This is a genomic window from Ihubacter massiliensis, assembly GCF_024125305.1.
In the GTDB taxonomy this organism is placed as follows: Bacteria; Bacillota; Clostridia; order Peptostreptococcales; family Anaerovoracaceae; genus Hominibacterium; species Hominibacterium faecale.
The window spans coordinates 3,520,084-3,534,980 of the sequence record NZ_JAMXVH010000001.1 but is presented as its reverse complement, the minus strand read 5'-3'; the positions used below and the strand labels follow the sequence as shown (position 1 = coordinate 3,534,980).

Genomic DNA, 14,897 nt, shown 5'->3' with positions numbered 1-14,897 from the left:
CTCTCCCCTATCTTAGTCTTTCTCTTTTGACGGCAGTCCCAGGCCTTCCCGGTAAGCGGCCATATCATACCCTTTTGCTTCACATTCTTTGATGTGTTTGATCAATGCTTCCCGCTTGGAATCCTGCGCTGCCTGATCTCTTTCCAATTCCTCTAAAACAGCCGCACCGGACCTGGTTTTTGCCAAGGAAGTATCCATTTCCCCAAAACCAGCTTTGGCTTTCGGAAACGAAATCCCCAAACTTCTTTCAAGCAGCCTTTTTGCTCCTTCTTTATGTTTTTTTGAAAGGACTCCCAAGGAAGCCATAATATAGTCGCGGTCCACCAGGACTTCTGCGTGCTGTGTTGGAAATAAACGCATTCCAGTCTCATCATGAAAGGCGATTTTCTTCATAATCGCTTCTTTGTGAGGCAGCCTGGTTAGGGCGCCTCCAGTACCGACAATATACTTGACTTGGGTTAAGTCCTTGCCTTCGGCCACACTAGTCCTGCCGGAAGGGCCGTAGATATATCGAATCTGCCCCGCATGCCGCTCTACTGCTTTCATCACTGCCTCTTCTGCCAGAATTTCCACCAGCTTGCTCTCATCCTCATTCTTAGGAATCGCCCGGTAGCTTTCCAGAGTTTGCTCCGGATCAATCCCTGCTTTCACGCATGTTTCCCGGAATTTTTCTTCACCCATGGATTCGATTACCTTCATGCGGTTGATATAGACGCCCAGATCCCCTTCCACGGTCCGCTTTGCCTTAGGCTCAGGCGAAGTCATAATGCGGGCCACCTGATCGGACTCAGCGGCAACCGAATGAAGGTCGGTGGTCGCTCCACCCACATCTAAAACCACCAGATCGCCCAGATATTCATAGAGAAGTTTCGTGCATTCCATCACTGCCCCGGGGGTAGGGACGATCGGCCCGTTTATCATATCCCGTACATGCTCCATACCGGGAGCACGGGTGATGTGTTCCTCAAAGGCATCCTGAATCACCTTTCTGCACGGCTCCACATTCAGGTCGTCGATCTTGGGATAAACATTTTCCACATTGTACAGCTTTTGGCCGCTATCCTTATCAAAAATCAGCTTCATCTCTTCTTGATTTTCACAGTTTCCTGCATAAATCACCGGCGTTTTCAGTCCCAGGCTGCGAATCATTTCTGCATTCTCAATGGCCGTATCCCGTTCCCCATAGTCAACACCCCCGGCGATGAGGATCAAATTGGGATCGATGGCTTTAATCTTAGCAAGATCTGTCCGCCGCAATTTTCCCGCAGTCACATAATGGATGATGCCTCCTGCGCCCAAGGCAGCTTCTTTGGCGGCTCTTGCGGTCATGTCGTATACCAATCCGTGCACCGTCATTTTCAAGCCGCCCGCTGCCGAAGAAGTCGCCAGCATTTCATCGTATTCTAATGAATCGATCTTCTTTTTTCTGCAAAGATCGGCGATGGCGCCCTCAAGTCCAATCCGAACATCGCCGTCCAGCACCGATGTGGGAGCCTGCCCCTGGGCCCAGAAAACCGGCTCCTCTGAGTCAATATCCTTAAATGCGTTTACTACTGTTGTCGTAGAGCCGATTTCGGCTACCAGCACATCAACCTTCATACTCCATGTTCTTCCTTTCTTCCCGGGAGGCCGCATGAAGCGGCCTAAAGCTCGCCTCTCCGCCTCATGGCTTCTTCTGCAAGGAAAGTTGCCACATCGATGCCGTGTGAATCTCTTCCGAAACCTTCGTCAATACCGGTATTTCTCGCTTCCTCAGGGACGACCTGTGTACCGCCTGCGGCGATGATTACCTTATCCCGGATTCCCTTTTCAATAGCCAGCTCGTTGATTCGTTTCATATTTTTATAATGGACGTTATCGTGGGAGATGATGGTCGAGGCCAAAATCGCATCCGCATTGAGTTCCACTGCCGCATCCACCAGCTTTTCCACTGGAACCGAAGTTCCCAGGTATTCCACCTTGATGCCCCACTTTTCGATGCCGCCGTGTTTGATGTTGATGATCTCCCGCAGACCGACCGAATGTTCGTCCTCGCCTACTGTACCGCAGACAACCTTCATCGGATGGTCGCTGAACTCTTTGTACAGCACCTCGTCGCTCAAGTGATGAGGCTCCGGCGGAATTTCTAGATGATTGGGATCCACGTCAAAGGTGACTTTACCCTTCATTTCAATTCTAGTACCTTCCGCATCCTGAAGGACTTCCTTGCTGATAACCTCCGGATCCTCCAGCCCCAGCTTTTTGCCGATTTCCAGGGCTGCCGCTTCTGCCGCCCGCATGTGGGTTGGAAGGCACATGGTAAGCATAATCGTGCCATCGGCGCACCACTCCATTTCTGGTTTGATGGCTTCGCCGTCCAGGTATTTCTTTACCTTTTCCAATCTCACATCCACACAGTCTTCCTCATCCAGCTCGTCGATATAGACGATCTTCTCCCGGTCCTCGAAGGTACATCCTCCGATGAGGGCCGCCGGATCGGCGGGATCGCCGCCGTACTGCTCAACATTATTGTACCCAAAATGGGCCGTTACCGGCGCCATATAATCATCTTCCCGTTCAAAGATATATCCATAGCCTACACCGCCTTCAATCTGCCTTGCGATACCATCGCCGTTTCTCGCCGGGTACTCGGCAGAATCCACGAAAAAGCCTTCCTGCACTGCCTGGAAATATCCGCCGGCTTGGACAATCTCTTCCATAAAGAGGCATGCCCGTTCTTTAATTTCTCTTGCCTTTTCTCTCAGATAGCCGTCCTCTTTCAGCTCGACCATTTCCATCAAACCGTCCAGGCCCACCAGGGTCTGTTTGGCATTGTCGCAGGCTTCGATGTTGTAAATATGCCATGGTACATTTCTGCCTTCGTCCGGGGTGATGGTGGACTGAATATCTGCCCTTGTCAGCTTGGAAATCAGCATGTTCAGCACATGAGTTACCGTAGCTTCCCTTGCGGAGGAGCAGATATATTTGGTATTCTGCTGGGCCCGCATTTTGTATCTGTCGCAAATATCCCGCAGGGCCACTGCATAGGGCAAATCCATGTATACGCTTGGCGCAGGCGTTGCCGTCGGCGGGACGGTCGATAAACTGATATTCTCAGGCTTTATGCCAACCTTCTCTGAGAAAAGGGCGTTGATGGCATGCTGGACGATCAGTTCCGGCATCACCTTCCATGCTTCTCTCGCTGTAGCGTTGGCGTTGTGAGCCCCGTCAATCTGCAGGATATCAGCCCATGCCAGGATTTTTTTTGATTCACAAGCATCGACGAAGGAACGCACGCAGTTGATATCCCGATACAGCACATTGTATTGTGGGTCCTGATGGGCTCCGTTGATGCCTTCTTCCGCGAACATGACCGCCACATCCGGGCCCGCCACGCCGGAAACATAGGAATGATAGTTGATGGGCCGGCCCACCTCATCTTCGATGATATCGAGGGCTTTTCTCTGAGCCCGCACCTGTTTTCTGGTGATCGGAACGCCGCCGATGCCCTGGGGCGTGCCTTCCATCAAGCCGTCTATATGGGACTGCCCCATATGGCGGATAACCATAATATGATCGGCTCCGTGCCACGCGGCCATCCGCATTCTGCGGATATCATCCTCAAATCTTCCGGAAGCGATTTCCGTTGTGATCACCGCATCCGGCTGGGGATCGATGTTTCCAAAATATTTTGCCGGCGGCAGGCCTACCCCGTTTTCCAAAGGCTCCGAGCAATCATGGTACTCAAAGGGACCCATTTTTAAATTGTCAACGTGCTTTCTCCAGGTCCAGCCTCTTCTTCTGGGTTCATATTTATCCAGGTCTTTAAGGATGTTACGCACATCCAGCTTTTCATTGGCTTCCAATTTGAAATCCGTCATTTTTATTTGCCTCCCTTCGTAAACAGGGACACTGCTTCATCCCAGCCTTCACCCCTGGCCAGCATCTCGCCGGCTTCTCTTATGGAAATATCTTTCTTTTTGGCCATTTTATAAACCACGTGGCCGGCGCCATGTCCCATGAGGCCTCTGTCCATACAGCCTTCTACGATTTTCTGCGTATCCAGGGAGGAAATGCCCATTCTCAGGAGAACGGCCCGCTCTACTGAAGGGGTGGTGTTTTTTTTGCCCAGCTCCAGGAGGGGGTCAACCACCTGAGCCGTTAACTGCCAGAACCGGTCGTATAACTCCTGGTCGCTGAGACCTGCGATATGCTTTCTGCGTTCCGCGAAATCATCTTCTCTTCTCATCCTTATCATCCTTTCTGTCCCCGGCCTTTCATCAGCCCGGCCGGTATGCTGGTTTCCATCATCTTGTTTAAAGGGAAGCTTTTATCTCTTCTACCGCTTTTTTCACCCAGTCCACATCTTTTTTCGTTTCTTCCGCAAGGTATTGGTAATCTTCTTCAGTGGGATCCATGGTATATTTTTTCAAGTTGGCTTTAATCAAAGATTTTTTCTGGCGGTCCAAATCCATGTCAGTGGCTTTGATCAGGGTCGGATGCTCCGGAATGATGACGCTCTTTCCCGGCACCTCATCCTTGGGGTCGCCAAAACGGACTTCTATCCCGTTTTCTCTTGCAAAGGATAGCTGTGGCTGGACATGCTTTCCAGCTCCCGTATATTCTGTCTCCTGGACAACGATCATCTGATCCTGGTCCATTTCCTGCGCCAGGGCAAAGGCCGCCGCCAGAGAAGTGTTTCCTGCCGGCCCTTTTTCCAATCCCTCTAAGGTAGCCAGACATTCGGTAATATAGAAGACGTCGCCTTGTGTGATGGTCACGTACCGATCCATGTAGCGCAGCGGTCTGGCCGCGGATCTTGGTACGTCGGAATGGTCCGGATCCACAGCGTAAGGTACGCCGAATCCAGTGTGGCCGGTGGTACAGGACTTGAGATTAAAGGCTTTATCCGATGCCATATGCAGGCCGGAAAGATCGATGGATGCTCCAATCACTTTGGTATCCTTGGCCCCGGCTTTCATCAGCCCTCTGGCCGTTCCGGTCAGGTTGCCGCCGCCGGCGTTGGTGCAGACCACCACGTCCGGATCTTTCCCGTACTTTTCTCGAAATTGCATGGAAATCTCATAACCCAGTGTCTCCACGCCTGCGATTCCAAAGGGCGTATATAAGGATGCGTTAAAGTATCCGGTTTCTTCCAGCAAAAGGATGAACTTATAAAAGAGCTCCGGTCCTACGGTCAGCTGAACCACTTCGGCTCCCAAAGCTTCGCATTTTCTCGCCTTTTCGATGATCTCCGGCTGTCCAACGCCCTTGGAGTCATAGCATTCCTGAACAATGATGCATTTCAATCCCGCAATGGCGGCCTGGGAGGCGACTGCTGCTCCGTAATTTCCCGATGTGGCTGCGATCACGCCCTTGTAGCCCAGCTTTTTCGCGTGAAAGACGGCGTTGGCCGCTCTTCTGGCTTTAAAGCTTCCCGATGGGTTGGCGGCTTCATCCTTGACGAAGATGCGGGCGCCTTTTCCTTCCGGAGCGCAGGCTCTTGCCAATGCGGTCAGATTTCTCAGTTCCAGAATCGGTGTGTTGCCCACATTTACGCTGTACTGGATTTTCTGCATTTCTTCCAGGGTATAACCGGTCTCACGCATCATTTTTTCGTAGTCAAAGGCCATGGACCCTGATTCAAACTGGGAATAGTCAATGCCGATGGCATCTTTCATCACTTCCTGTTTTCTGCTCATTACGCTGTCATAATCCTGAGGTAAGTTTGCCATTATTGTTCACCTCCAAATATGATTTCTCTCACTTGTTTATCAATTTTGAGCAGTTCAGGCACGCAGGTTCCGAAATCATGTTCATAATACGGGTTCACTTCAATCAGCGTGCCGGTCTCATGCCTGCCGTTGACGGATTCGATCTCAACCTCATCTCCGATCTGTGCATCTGCCAGCAGATAGCCTTTTGTCCACATCTCCAGGGGAACCTTCTTTGTATCCTCAGGAAGCTTTCCTGTCCTCTGCTCCGCTTTTAAAATCACCTTATGGATTCGCACCCATTCACCTTTTTTAACCATTGTCTCCTCCTAAAAAATACGGTTAGATGGCAGGACACCCTCTGCTGCAAGCTGAGCGTGTCCTGTCATTTTTGTATACGTATGAATCAACTATTTTACAATTTTTGCTTCTTCACAGATCATGTCTCTCATATCCCCCATGATGACCCTTGGAACCGGCAGGTCGATCATGGTATGAAGGCCCGGTCTGGCATTGATGATATGGGGAATCATATTGACGCACATGGCGATGGTTCCGATTCCTCCCGGTACCTCCGGCGAATTGACCATGTTGATGTTGGGCGTGCCCTTGATGATCACATAGTCTCCGGTCTGAACGCCCACCTGCTCCGGCTCGATCTGCTGTGGATGATCCATTTCGATCTTCAGCTCGCCGTCTACGTAGCCCTGACCTTTCATGGCGCATCCGGCGACGTTGCCGGCCTTGGCGAAGCCGTAAGGAGATTTCCGGTCTACATCGGTCATAATTGGATCCATGGACTGGGTAACCTTTTCCACATCCCAGCCGATGGCGTCTGCGATCATGTGTATGGATTCGTGGAAACCAACGTGGCCTGATAATTTACCGGTCTTGACTCCATCCAAGAATTCTTCCTTGGTAATGCCGATTCCCTGCTCTTCCATGACCGCCGGACCAAAAGGTGAAAGGCTGTTGACTCTCCTGGAAACAATATGTTCCACTTCTTCACAGCAGCCGGTCATAGTCACAACCAGCAGGTCCATGATCAATCCCGGATTGATGCCGGTACCCACGATGGAAACGCCGTTTTCCTTGGCGATGCGATCCAGCTCTGCTGCTTCCTGCGGGGATTGGGCTTTTGGATATGCCATCTCTTCCGCAGAAGATACCACATTGATCTTTCTTTCGAGGACAAATCTCAACCGGTCAAAAGCGGTTTTAACAAAAGAGTCCGTGCAGCAGAGAACCACATCCGCCGCGCCTTCTTTGATCACATCTTCCGGAGCACCGATTAACACATCTGGCCGGTCACCACGTTCTGTCTGAATGTAATCGTACATGGACTTGCCGATCTTGGCGCCTCTTCCGGCAACGCCGACGATATCAACGCCCTTTTTCTTGAGAAGCAGATCCGCCATACCGCCGCCCATAGCGCCAAGACCCCAAATAATTACTTTTACATTTTTCATTTCCATATTCTCCTTTTCATCTTAATATCGCTTCGCTGTTACGCTTTTACTTTTATCTTGATTCTGCTAATATATAAAGCAATCTCCATGCCAAATCCGCATAATTTGATGAGGACATTGTAAGCACTGAAAATTCAGCTCTGATTGTTTTTATATAATTTTGAATATTTTATCTATAGCTTGTCATGCGCCCGTTTTTTTGCACTTCATAGCCCATTTTTTTGCACTTCGTTCATTTTTTAATGCCTGTTTTGATCGAATGGCGCATGAATAGCAGTTCCTTCTTACTTATTCCTTATCTTAGTATGCGATTCCTTTTAACATTTTATGAATTTCGTGGAAATAAAAAAGACCGGATAGAAATCACGCTGATTCCCGTCCGGTCCAATTTGTGTCTACAGACTCTCTATAATTGATATTTTTTTAATTTATGCTGCAAGGTCTGTCTTTTTATTCCCAACTGCTTGGCTGCCTTGGAGATGTTGCCTTCGCAGTTTGCAAGGCTGGTTCGAATGACGGCGCTTTCTATCCTGCCAAGATATTGATCCAAGCTTTCTTGCTCTCCATCAAAGTCGGTATCAGCAGAAACTTCGCGATACGCTTCTTGAATTTGAACTTGTTTTTCAGTCAGCACATGCTCCTGATCTGCCAGCGATACTGCAGACATAATCATGTTTTCCAGTTCCCGAATATTGCCGGGATAACTATAGTTTCGCAGCTTTTCCAATGCTCCGTCGGACACCATCCATACTTCTTTTCTATACCGTTTATTATGTTTTTCTAAAAAGCTGTCTACTAAAATCGGCAGATCGTCCAGACGCTCCCGCAGAGGAGGAATGGTAAGGTTGACTACATTGAGTCGGTAGTATAAATCCTTTCGCAAAGCCCCGCTTCTAATCAAGGATTCCGGAGATTCGTTGACCGTGGCGATGATGCGCACATCGATAGGAATGTCTTTCTTGCCGCCTACCCGCCGGATGTAATCTTCTTGCAGCACCCGCAGCAGTTTGCTCTGCAGCTCATAAGGCATGGCACTGATTTCATCCAGCAGCAGAGTGCCGCCGCTTGCTTGTTCAAATAGTCCGGCCCTGTCCACAGCACCTGTAAAGCCGCCTCGTTCCGTACCGAATAGAATCCCTTCCAAAAGGCTTTCCGGGAGCGCAGCGCAGTTCTGTGCCAGGAACGGTTTATCACTTCTTTCACTGGCAAAATGGATGCTCTGGGCAAACAGTTCTTTCCCGGTTCCGGTTTCTCCATAAATAAAAACTGACGCATCGGTTTTGGCTGCTTTTTGTGCACGTTCTACTACTTCTTTAAACGCTCTGTTCTCGCCGATCAAATTTTTAAAACTATAGCGCTTGATTTTAGGCCTTTGGGGTTCTTTGGGGTTGATACTTTCCTTTTGAAGCTTGAGAATGGTGTCGCTCATGCTTTTAATTTCAGTAATATCTTTGCCGATTTCAATCGCTGCGATCACCTGCCCGTCGACTTCCACCGGAATGGTTGAGTTGACGGCCGTGATTTCTTTTCCGTATTTATTGCGATAGGTTTGATGCTGATTGATAGTTGCCTTATTTTCATTCAAAGCCCGATAAAGGGAGCTTTCTTCGGGCGGAATATGGGAGAACGCTTCTTGGAACGGCTTGCCCAAAACGTCTTCCCGATTGGTCTTTTCCAAACTTGCCATAGCCTCATTATATATGATGCTCTTGCCTTTTGCGTCCACCACATGGACGCCTTCATCTACGATCGCGGTCAGATCATGAAGGATTTTCCGGTAGTCCTTTGCTTTCATGTCTCCACCTCCTGGTCCCTTTTAATTCGCTCCGTATCCCGATAGTTAGAATAGTATAGCACAAAAAAAACCAGGGTGCAAATTAATTTGCACCCTTAGCACTTTACTATATGACAGGTTGTTCGGGCAGGGGAATGTTTTTTCCCCCTACCGGTTTTCCATGATAGGTTTTCCAGAACCGCCAGAAACACATAAGCAAGCGAATCTCAGCCACCAGCACCACGATACCGCAGATCATCCCTATTATGAAGAAAACCATTGCTACTGTCTCCAAAGCTGCAATACTGCCTAAAGCAATCACGAAAAACAGCAGACCGCCTATAGAGGCCCAAATATACATGGTCCAGATGCTGCGGCACTTCTGCGCCAGATACTGCTCCCCCTCCATAAGGGCGATGTCACGGCAGCCATAAAGCAATTGATAAACGCATATGAAGCTAATGATCAATATCGCCAAAAAGAAGAGAACCATTGCTGCCAGGCTGATCAAGCCGACAACAAAGGAAGCATCTCCCAGGCTCTCATTTTCATCGGGCCAGTAAGCATTCACCAAGAAAAGGAAAAGTGCTGCCAACGCTGCTGCAGAAAGCAGGATCGTAATCAAAGTAAACGTTTTCGCCTTGCGAAACCGCTCATTGATGCGGCTGCACTTAAAAACACCCACAATGGTTATCACCCATCCGACCAGTTCCAGAGGCAGAACCAAAAAGGCAGCGGATTCGTCGACCGCAGAAATGAGCGATTCGACGACTGATAACACCATTGTCACAATCGATCCAATTACAATCAGTCTTAGTCCCCGCAAATCGTAATACACACACATGCGCACACCTCCTCAGTCAATGGGTCTATATATACACTACGTCCACATTCTGTGAATTGGTAGCATAGACAATGGTGGCATAACAGAGATCAAATTCGACCACGTCTCCCACTTTATAGTCGTGTTTGCAGTTCTGCACGTCGAGAATGGTATGATCGCTGGATGCTCCCAATATTTTAATATCTTCATCGCGGGGCAGCAGCATGTCTGCAAACGCAAAATCCACTTTGCCCAGGCCAATGATCGCCCGTTTATGTACACCCTGGTCTTCAAAGGCCGGGTGGTTCCCAAAGGCATCGAACTCGATCTGCCCCACCGGATAGCTGGGCTTTTCTTTCACTTCGATAACTTCCGCCTGCAAGGTGAACACATCCTGGTGCATATCGCTCATGTCAAAGCCCCAGAGGTCCTGCAGATCCTTTGCCAGAATAATGGCTTCGCCGATGCGCAGCTGATTGATTCTGCGCGGCATATTCCCTTCCAGAACCCTTGGATAAGAAGTAGTCGATCCTCCGGAAACAAATTCCAGTTCCCTTCCGATCTTCTCTTCAATCATTTCTACGCACTCGACCAGCTCGTTGAGTTTTTCCGGCGTGGCCGCAATCGCTCCATAACAGCCCAAATTGGTTCCAATTCCGGCCAGCTCCAGATTGTAGAGCTCGTTTTCGACCCGAAGCGCCGCCTGCAGCAGCTCTTCTTTATCCCAGTAGCCTTCCCGCAAATCGCCCAGGTCTACCATCAGGATAACCTTATGACGCCGGTCCTGCAACCCGGCCTGATGGTTCAGCGCTTCCAGCACCTTCATTTCACTGTTCAGGCTGACCTCTGCCAGACGAACCACATCGGCCGCCTCGCTGAGCATGGGGATCCGTATCATCATAAAATCCGACTGGACTCCGAAATTTCTTGCTTCTTCAATCTGCTCCAGCCTCGAGGTAGCAATGTAGCGGCAGCCGGCCAGTGCAAACTGGTTAGCGCATTCAGGAAGGCCTGTACAGCCTTTGATGACGCCTGCCACTTCAATTCCCTGGTCTTGGCATTTAATGAGAACATGGTCAATATTATGTCTCAGTTTCTTCAAGTCTACAACTAATTTCGGGTATTTGTTTTTGTTCATTTTCACCTTTCCTCTCTGTTCGAATCTGCATAGCGGACAATCTTTTTGGCCGTATTTTTCGCAAAATCCTCTTTACGAATGATGATCTTCTTAATTTTCTTGAAAAATGGCGTCATCTCATTAATCTTGTCAACTTCCTGCCAGAGCAGTTTCTGAGCCTCCTCCAGCGAGTAATCCTTTCCCAGCTTTTCCTTCAGTTCCTCTTCATCCAATTTGACGGAAGCAACAATCGTCGTGTCTTCCCCGTCATCACTGTCCTGCCCAAAAACAAAGGATTCTTCAATGAATGGAACATTGCTCAAATAGTATTCCAGCTCTTCCGGATAAACGTTTTTGCCGTTTTTGGTAATAATCACATTCTTTTTACGGCCTGTGATGTAAGCATAGCCGTCCTCATCGATATAGCCCAGATCTCCGGTATGGAACCAGCCGTCTCTGATCACTGAAGCCGTTGCCTCCGGCATATTGTAATAACCGAGCATGATGTTGGGTCCTTTGATGCACAGCTCGCCGATTCCCTCTTCATTGGGCGAATCGATCCGCATGGAGCATCCGGGGAAAGGAACGCCAATGGATGTGGCTTTGGGCGCAGTATCGGGGTTGAGGGCGCCCAGAGGCGCGCATTCCGTAAGGCCGTAACCCTGCAGCGCCTGAATGCCGAAGTCCTGGATCCCCTCCAGGATTTCGGGGTTAATGGCAGCACCGCCGCAGATCATGATCCGCATTCTTCCGCCGAATACAGCACGGATCTCTTTCAGGAAAAGATTCCCCAGATCCAAACCAATTTTTTTGGTTTTACGGTTGAGCTTCAAAACCTTTTTCAACATCTTTTCCTTACCCTGCTTGCGGACATTTTTCCAAATTTTTTTGTACATGCTTTCGAAAATCAGCGGCACACCCAAGAACATGGTCGGCTTTACTTCAGCAAGATTTTTGGTAATATATTTCAGTCCTTCACAGTAAGCGATGGCCGCGCCCTTGTAAATGGGCATCAAAAATCCGCAGGTGCATTCGTAGGTGTGATGGATCGGTAAAACGGAAAAAAAGATATCCCAATCGTTTACCTTTAAAACTGTCGGAGAAACCATCAGGTTGGACGCCAGGTTCCAGTGGGAAAGCATAACGCCTTTGGATACGCCGGTAGTTCCCGATGTAAAGAGAATAACACTTAATTCATCCTTGTTGATCTGGGCATCCAAGAATCGCCGGTCGCCTTCTGCGATCAGCCTGATCCCTTCCTTGACTAAAGGTCTCCACGCCTGCACCTGGCCTTGATCCTGATCAGCATCCATGTTGATCAGACTCTTGAGTACCGTGCCGCCGCTGTTTTTCATATCTTCAAAAGTTTTCTGAAAGCGCCCTGAAAAAATAACGCAGCTTACCTCTGCCTGAATGATCAGTTGTTTCAGCTCCAGGGGATTGAGCTCTTTGTCCAGGGGCACGACAATACCGGTACCGCACAAAGCAGCCAGATAAGAAATCGCCCATTGACAGCAATTGTCGCCGATTACGCCAATTCGTTTTCCCTTCAGGCCTGTATCAATCAGCGCCGTCCCCAAGCCATTAACCATATCCAGCATTTCCGTATAGGAAACAGTCTTATACGGACCGCCCTTTTCCATCTTTTGATAAAAAGCAGTATGATCACCATACAGCTGGGCGCTGGTTTCAATCATGTGCTTGATATCCATGATTGGGCGGCTTTCTTTGTATTTTACTGCTGGGCTGGTGCTGGCTTTAATCTGAGCTACGATTTCCTCAGCCGCTTGCAGGTCGGCACCTTTTAAAGCGCGGTATTCTTCTTTACTGAGCATCTATTAATCCTCCTGTGGATCGTCATTTTGCAGCTGACTATGGCGTTTGATCTTGCGAGTGGTGGTTTTTTCAAATTCTTCGTCTCTGATCCGGAATCGTTTCACCCGTTTGTAGAGAGGCATTTCTTCGTTGGTTTCATCGATAACTGCCTTCATAAAGTCTTTCAGGCCTTCTTCACTCATTTCTCCCAACTCCTCGTTGATTGCTGCGTAATCCGGATAAATATCCGCGCGTACGATCGTGTCGCCGGTTCGCTTGTCAATTGTTCCATAGACCATAACTTCTTCTATATATTTGTTTTTCAACAAATAGTATTCCACTTCTTCCGGGAAAATGTTCTTTCCATTTTTGGTGACGATTACATTTTTCTTCCTGCCGCAGACATAAAGGAATCCCTCTTCGTCAAAGCGGCCGTAATCTCCTGTATAGAGCCATCCGTCCCGGAGAACCTGCTCGGTCGCCTCCCGGTCATTATAATACCCGATCATAACCGAAGGTCCTCTGCATATAATTTCGCCTATGCCGTCTCGATCTGGGTCGATAATTTTCACTTCTGTTCCCGGCATTGGTTTTCCTACAGAATCGGCTTTGCTGTAACGGTCCCGGTTTACTGCAATAATGGGCGCGTTTTCCGTCATTCCATAACCTTGAATCATTGGAATTCCCATAGCCTCATAGTCGCGGATTACTTCTGGATTGATGGCCGCCCCTCCGGCAATGAACAGGCTCATATGATTGCCTGTGCTTTGATGAAGTTGGCCAAAAATTTTGCGGATCAGTTTTTGGTTGTTATATAATTTTGTCTTCCGTGACAAACGGACCATATTTCTCATGGTTTCGGCCTTGCCCGAACCTTCTGCCTGTTTCCAAATCTTTTTGTGCATAGTCTCAAAAATCAGCGGTACCCCCAGCATTACGGTGGCCTCTGATTCTTTCATATTTTTTTGTATATGCTTAAGCCCTTCGCAGATAGCAATGCACATGCCTTGATACATCCCAGTAAAGATATGGCACGTCATCTCATAGGAATGGTGCATGGGCAGGACCGATAATCCCATTCCCGGGCTTTCAATCTTTACATATTTCGACATGTTATAAACATTGGCGGAAATATTTTTATGGGAAAGCATGACGCCTTTGGCAAGGCCGGTAGTTCCGGAAGTAAACAGCAGTGAACACATGGCTTCCCGGTCGATGGGAGCATCGATAAAACGTTTGTCCCCCTGGTCGATCAAAGCCTGCCCTTCTTCGATTAAGCGGTCGAAGGAAAGAATGCTGTCCTCATGCTCCTCTGTGGACATGCAGATCCGGTATTGTACGCCTTCTACCTGGGAAAGTGCGATTTCTACCGTGTCCTCCAGCTTTTTTGAATAGATAATGGCGCTGACTCCCGCCCGCTCCAACAGATGGATGATTTCCTTCGGCGGAAGTTCCCGATCTAAGGGAACGACTACTCCGGTTCCGTTGACCGTACCCAAATATGAAACCACCCATTTATAGCTGTTTTCACCAATAACAGCTATCTTGGCCCCTTTAAGTCCCAGATCAATCAGCCTAGTTCCCAAGGCATCCACATCCTTTTTTACCTGAGAATAAAAGATGGGGCGATATTCCCCTCCAGGTACATCTTTCACAAGATAGGCTTTCTCCTCGGCAAAGATCTCTGCGCTTGTATTTAGCATATCTTTTAGATCGTTTATGTATCTGAATTGATAAAATGTATCTTTGTATTTTCTACTATTCAAATGGATAAAACCCCTTTCCCGGTTTCCCGTATAATTACAAAACGCCTGATAGTTTATTGTATCATTTTACGGAGCCCAGTGCAATTGGCAAAGAAAAAAGCTGTCTCTGCTTTTGAGAGACAGCTTCGGTTCGATCACTTTGTCTTACATGCTATGTTATGCTAAGCGAACATTGGCAGCTCTTGTCTTGCCCCGCTTAACGTCATCTTCAATGTCAAAAGTAACCTTCTGGCCTTCCTTAAGTGTCTTGAATCCGTCAGCGATAATGGCTGAGAAATGCACGAAGAGGTCTTCGCCGCCATCATCATTTGTGATAAATCCAAATCCCTTGTCATCATTAAACCATTTTACTGTACCTGTATACATTCTCCGGTACCTCCTGTTTCTTAATTATACTTCATAGATCCAAGTATAAAAAAATGCGGTTTAAAAGTATCCCA

General features: G+C 48.4%; 12 protein-coding genes. All 12 read right to left on the bottom strand.

Annotation, left to right across the window (positions count from 1 at the left end):
• Positions 1-12 precede the first annotated feature (12 nt).
• A complete protein-coding gene (locus NIA71_RS16195; protein WP_253020956.1) occupies positions 13-1,599 on the bottom strand; it encodes a GlmL-related ornithine degradation protein in 1,587 nt (528 codons plus the stop codon).
• 44 nt (positions 1,600-1,643) lie between these two features.
• Positions 1,644-3,860: a D-ornithine 4,5-aminomutase subunit OraE gene (gene oraE, locus NIA71_RS16190; protein ID WP_148397593.1), complete on the bottom strand. Its 2,217-nt coding sequence runs from the start codon at positions 3,858-3,860 to the stop codon at positions 1,644-1,646.
• A gap of 2 nt (positions 3,861-3,862) precedes the next feature.
• Positions 3,863-4,228 carry an ornithine aminomutase subunit alpha gene (locus NIA71_RS16185; RefSeq protein WP_227755423.1) on the bottom strand — a complete coding sequence of 122 codons (366 nt, stop codon included), beginning with the start codon at positions 4,226-4,228 and terminating at the stop codon, positions 3,863-3,865.
• 67 nt (positions 4,229-4,295) lie between these two features.
• A complete protein-coding gene (gene ortB / locus NIA71_RS16180) occupies positions 4,296-5,714 on the bottom strand; it encodes a 2-amino-4-oxopentanoate thiolase subunit OrtB (protein ID WP_227755424.1) in 1,419 nt (472 codons plus the stop codon).
• Positions 5,714-6,013 (bottom strand): 2-amino-4-oxopentanoate thiolase subunit OrtA, encoded by a 300-nt coding sequence (ortA, locus tag NIA71_RS16175; RefSeq protein ID WP_227755425.1) that lies wholly within the window; start codon positions 6,011-6,013, stop codon positions 5,714-5,716. The genes ortB and ortA overlap by 1 nt, the downstream gene beginning before the upstream one ends.
• 90 nt (positions 6,014-6,103) lie before the next feature.
• Entirely contained in the window at positions 6,104-7,162 is a 1,059-nt protein-coding gene (gene ord, locus NIA71_RS16170; RefSeq protein WP_227755426.1) for a 2,4-diaminopentanoate dehydrogenase, read from the bottom strand.
• Positions 7,163-7,568: 406 nt separating this feature from the next.
• The gene (locus NIA71_RS16165; protein ID WP_148397598.1) at positions 7,569-8,957 is read right to left on the bottom strand and encodes a sigma-54 interaction domain-containing protein; all 1,389 of its coding nucleotides are present in this window, start codon (positions 8,955-8,957) and stop codon (positions 7,569-7,571) included.
• Between the two features lie 106 nt (positions 8,958-9,063).
• Positions 9,064-9,780, bottom strand: a complete 717-nt coding sequence (locus NIA71_RS16160) for a hypothetical protein (RefSeq protein ID WP_148397599.1) — start codon at positions 9,778-9,780, stop codon at positions 9,064-9,066.
• A 25-nt stretch (positions 9,781-9,805) separates the two neighbouring features.
• A complete protein-coding gene (locus NIA71_RS16155; RefSeq protein ID WP_227755427.1) occupies positions 9,806-10,897 on the bottom strand; it encodes an alanine/ornithine racemase family PLP-dependent enzyme in 1,092 nt (363 codons plus the stop codon).
• A 2-nt stretch (positions 10,898-10,899) separates the two neighbouring features.
• A complete protein-coding gene (locus tag NIA71_RS16150) occupies positions 10,900-12,711 on the bottom strand; it encodes an AMP-dependent synthetase/ligase (protein WP_253020955.1) in 1,812 nt (603 codons plus the stop codon).
• Positions 12,712-12,714: 3 nt separating this feature from the next.
• Complete coding sequence (locus NIA71_RS16145; RefSeq protein ID WP_253020954.1) at positions 12,715-14,346, bottom strand: AMP-dependent synthetase/ligase; 1,632 nt, start codon at positions 14,344-14,346, stop codon at positions 12,715-12,717.
• A gap of 267 nt (positions 14,347-14,613) precedes the next feature.
• On the bottom strand, positions 14,614-14,823 hold the full coding sequence (locus tag NIA71_RS16140) for a cold-shock protein (RefSeq protein ID WP_148397603.1): 210 nt from the start codon (positions 14,821-14,823) through the stop codon (positions 14,614-14,616).
• Positions 14,824-14,897: the final 74 nt, after the last annotated feature.

What these genes read in the sequence shown, in the direction of transcription:
- NIA71_RS16195 (WP_253020956.1), bottom strand. Translation starts at nt 1,599, where the DNA reads ATGAAGGTTGATGTGCTGGTAGCCGAAATCGGCTCTACGACAACAGTA.
- oraE (WP_148397593.1), bottom strand. Translation starts at nt 3,860, where the DNA reads ATGACGGATTTCAAATTGGAAGCCAATGAAAAGCTGGATGTGCGTAAC.
- NIA71_RS16185 (WP_227755423.1), bottom strand. Translation starts at nt 4,228, where the DNA reads ATGAGAAGAGAAGATGATTTCGCGGAACGCAGAAAGCATATCGCAGGT.
- ortB (WP_227755424.1), bottom strand. Translation starts at nt 5,714, where the DNA reads ATGGCAAACTTACCTCAGGATTATGACAGCGTAATGAGCAGAAAACAG.
- ortA (WP_227755425.1), bottom strand. Translation starts at nt 6,013, where the DNA reads ATGGTTAAAAAAGGTGAATGGGTGCGAATCCATAAGGTGATTTTAAAA.
- ord (WP_227755426.1), bottom strand. Translation starts at nt 7,162, where the DNA reads ATGAAAAATGTAAAAGTAATTATTTGGGGTCTTGGCGCTATGGGCGGC.
- NIA71_RS16165 (WP_148397598.1), bottom strand. Translation starts at nt 8,957, where the DNA reads ATGAAAGCAAAGGACTACCGGAAAATCCTTCATGATCTGACCGCGATC.
- NIA71_RS16160 (WP_148397599.1), bottom strand. Translation starts at nt 9,780, where the DNA reads ATGTGTGTGTATTACGATTTGCGGGGACTAAGACTGATTGTAATTGGA.
- NIA71_RS16155 (WP_227755427.1), bottom strand. Translation starts at nt 10,897, where the DNA reads ATGAACAAAAACAAATACCCGAAATTAGTTGTAGACTTGAAGAAACTG.
- NIA71_RS16150 (WP_253020955.1), bottom strand. Translation starts at nt 12,711, where the DNA reads ATGCTCAGTAAAGAAGAATACCGCGCTTTAAAAGGTGCCGACCTGCAA.
- NIA71_RS16140 (WP_148397603.1), bottom strand. Translation starts at nt 14,823, where the DNA reads ATGTATACAGGTACAGTAAAATGGTTTAATGATGACAAGGGATTTGGA.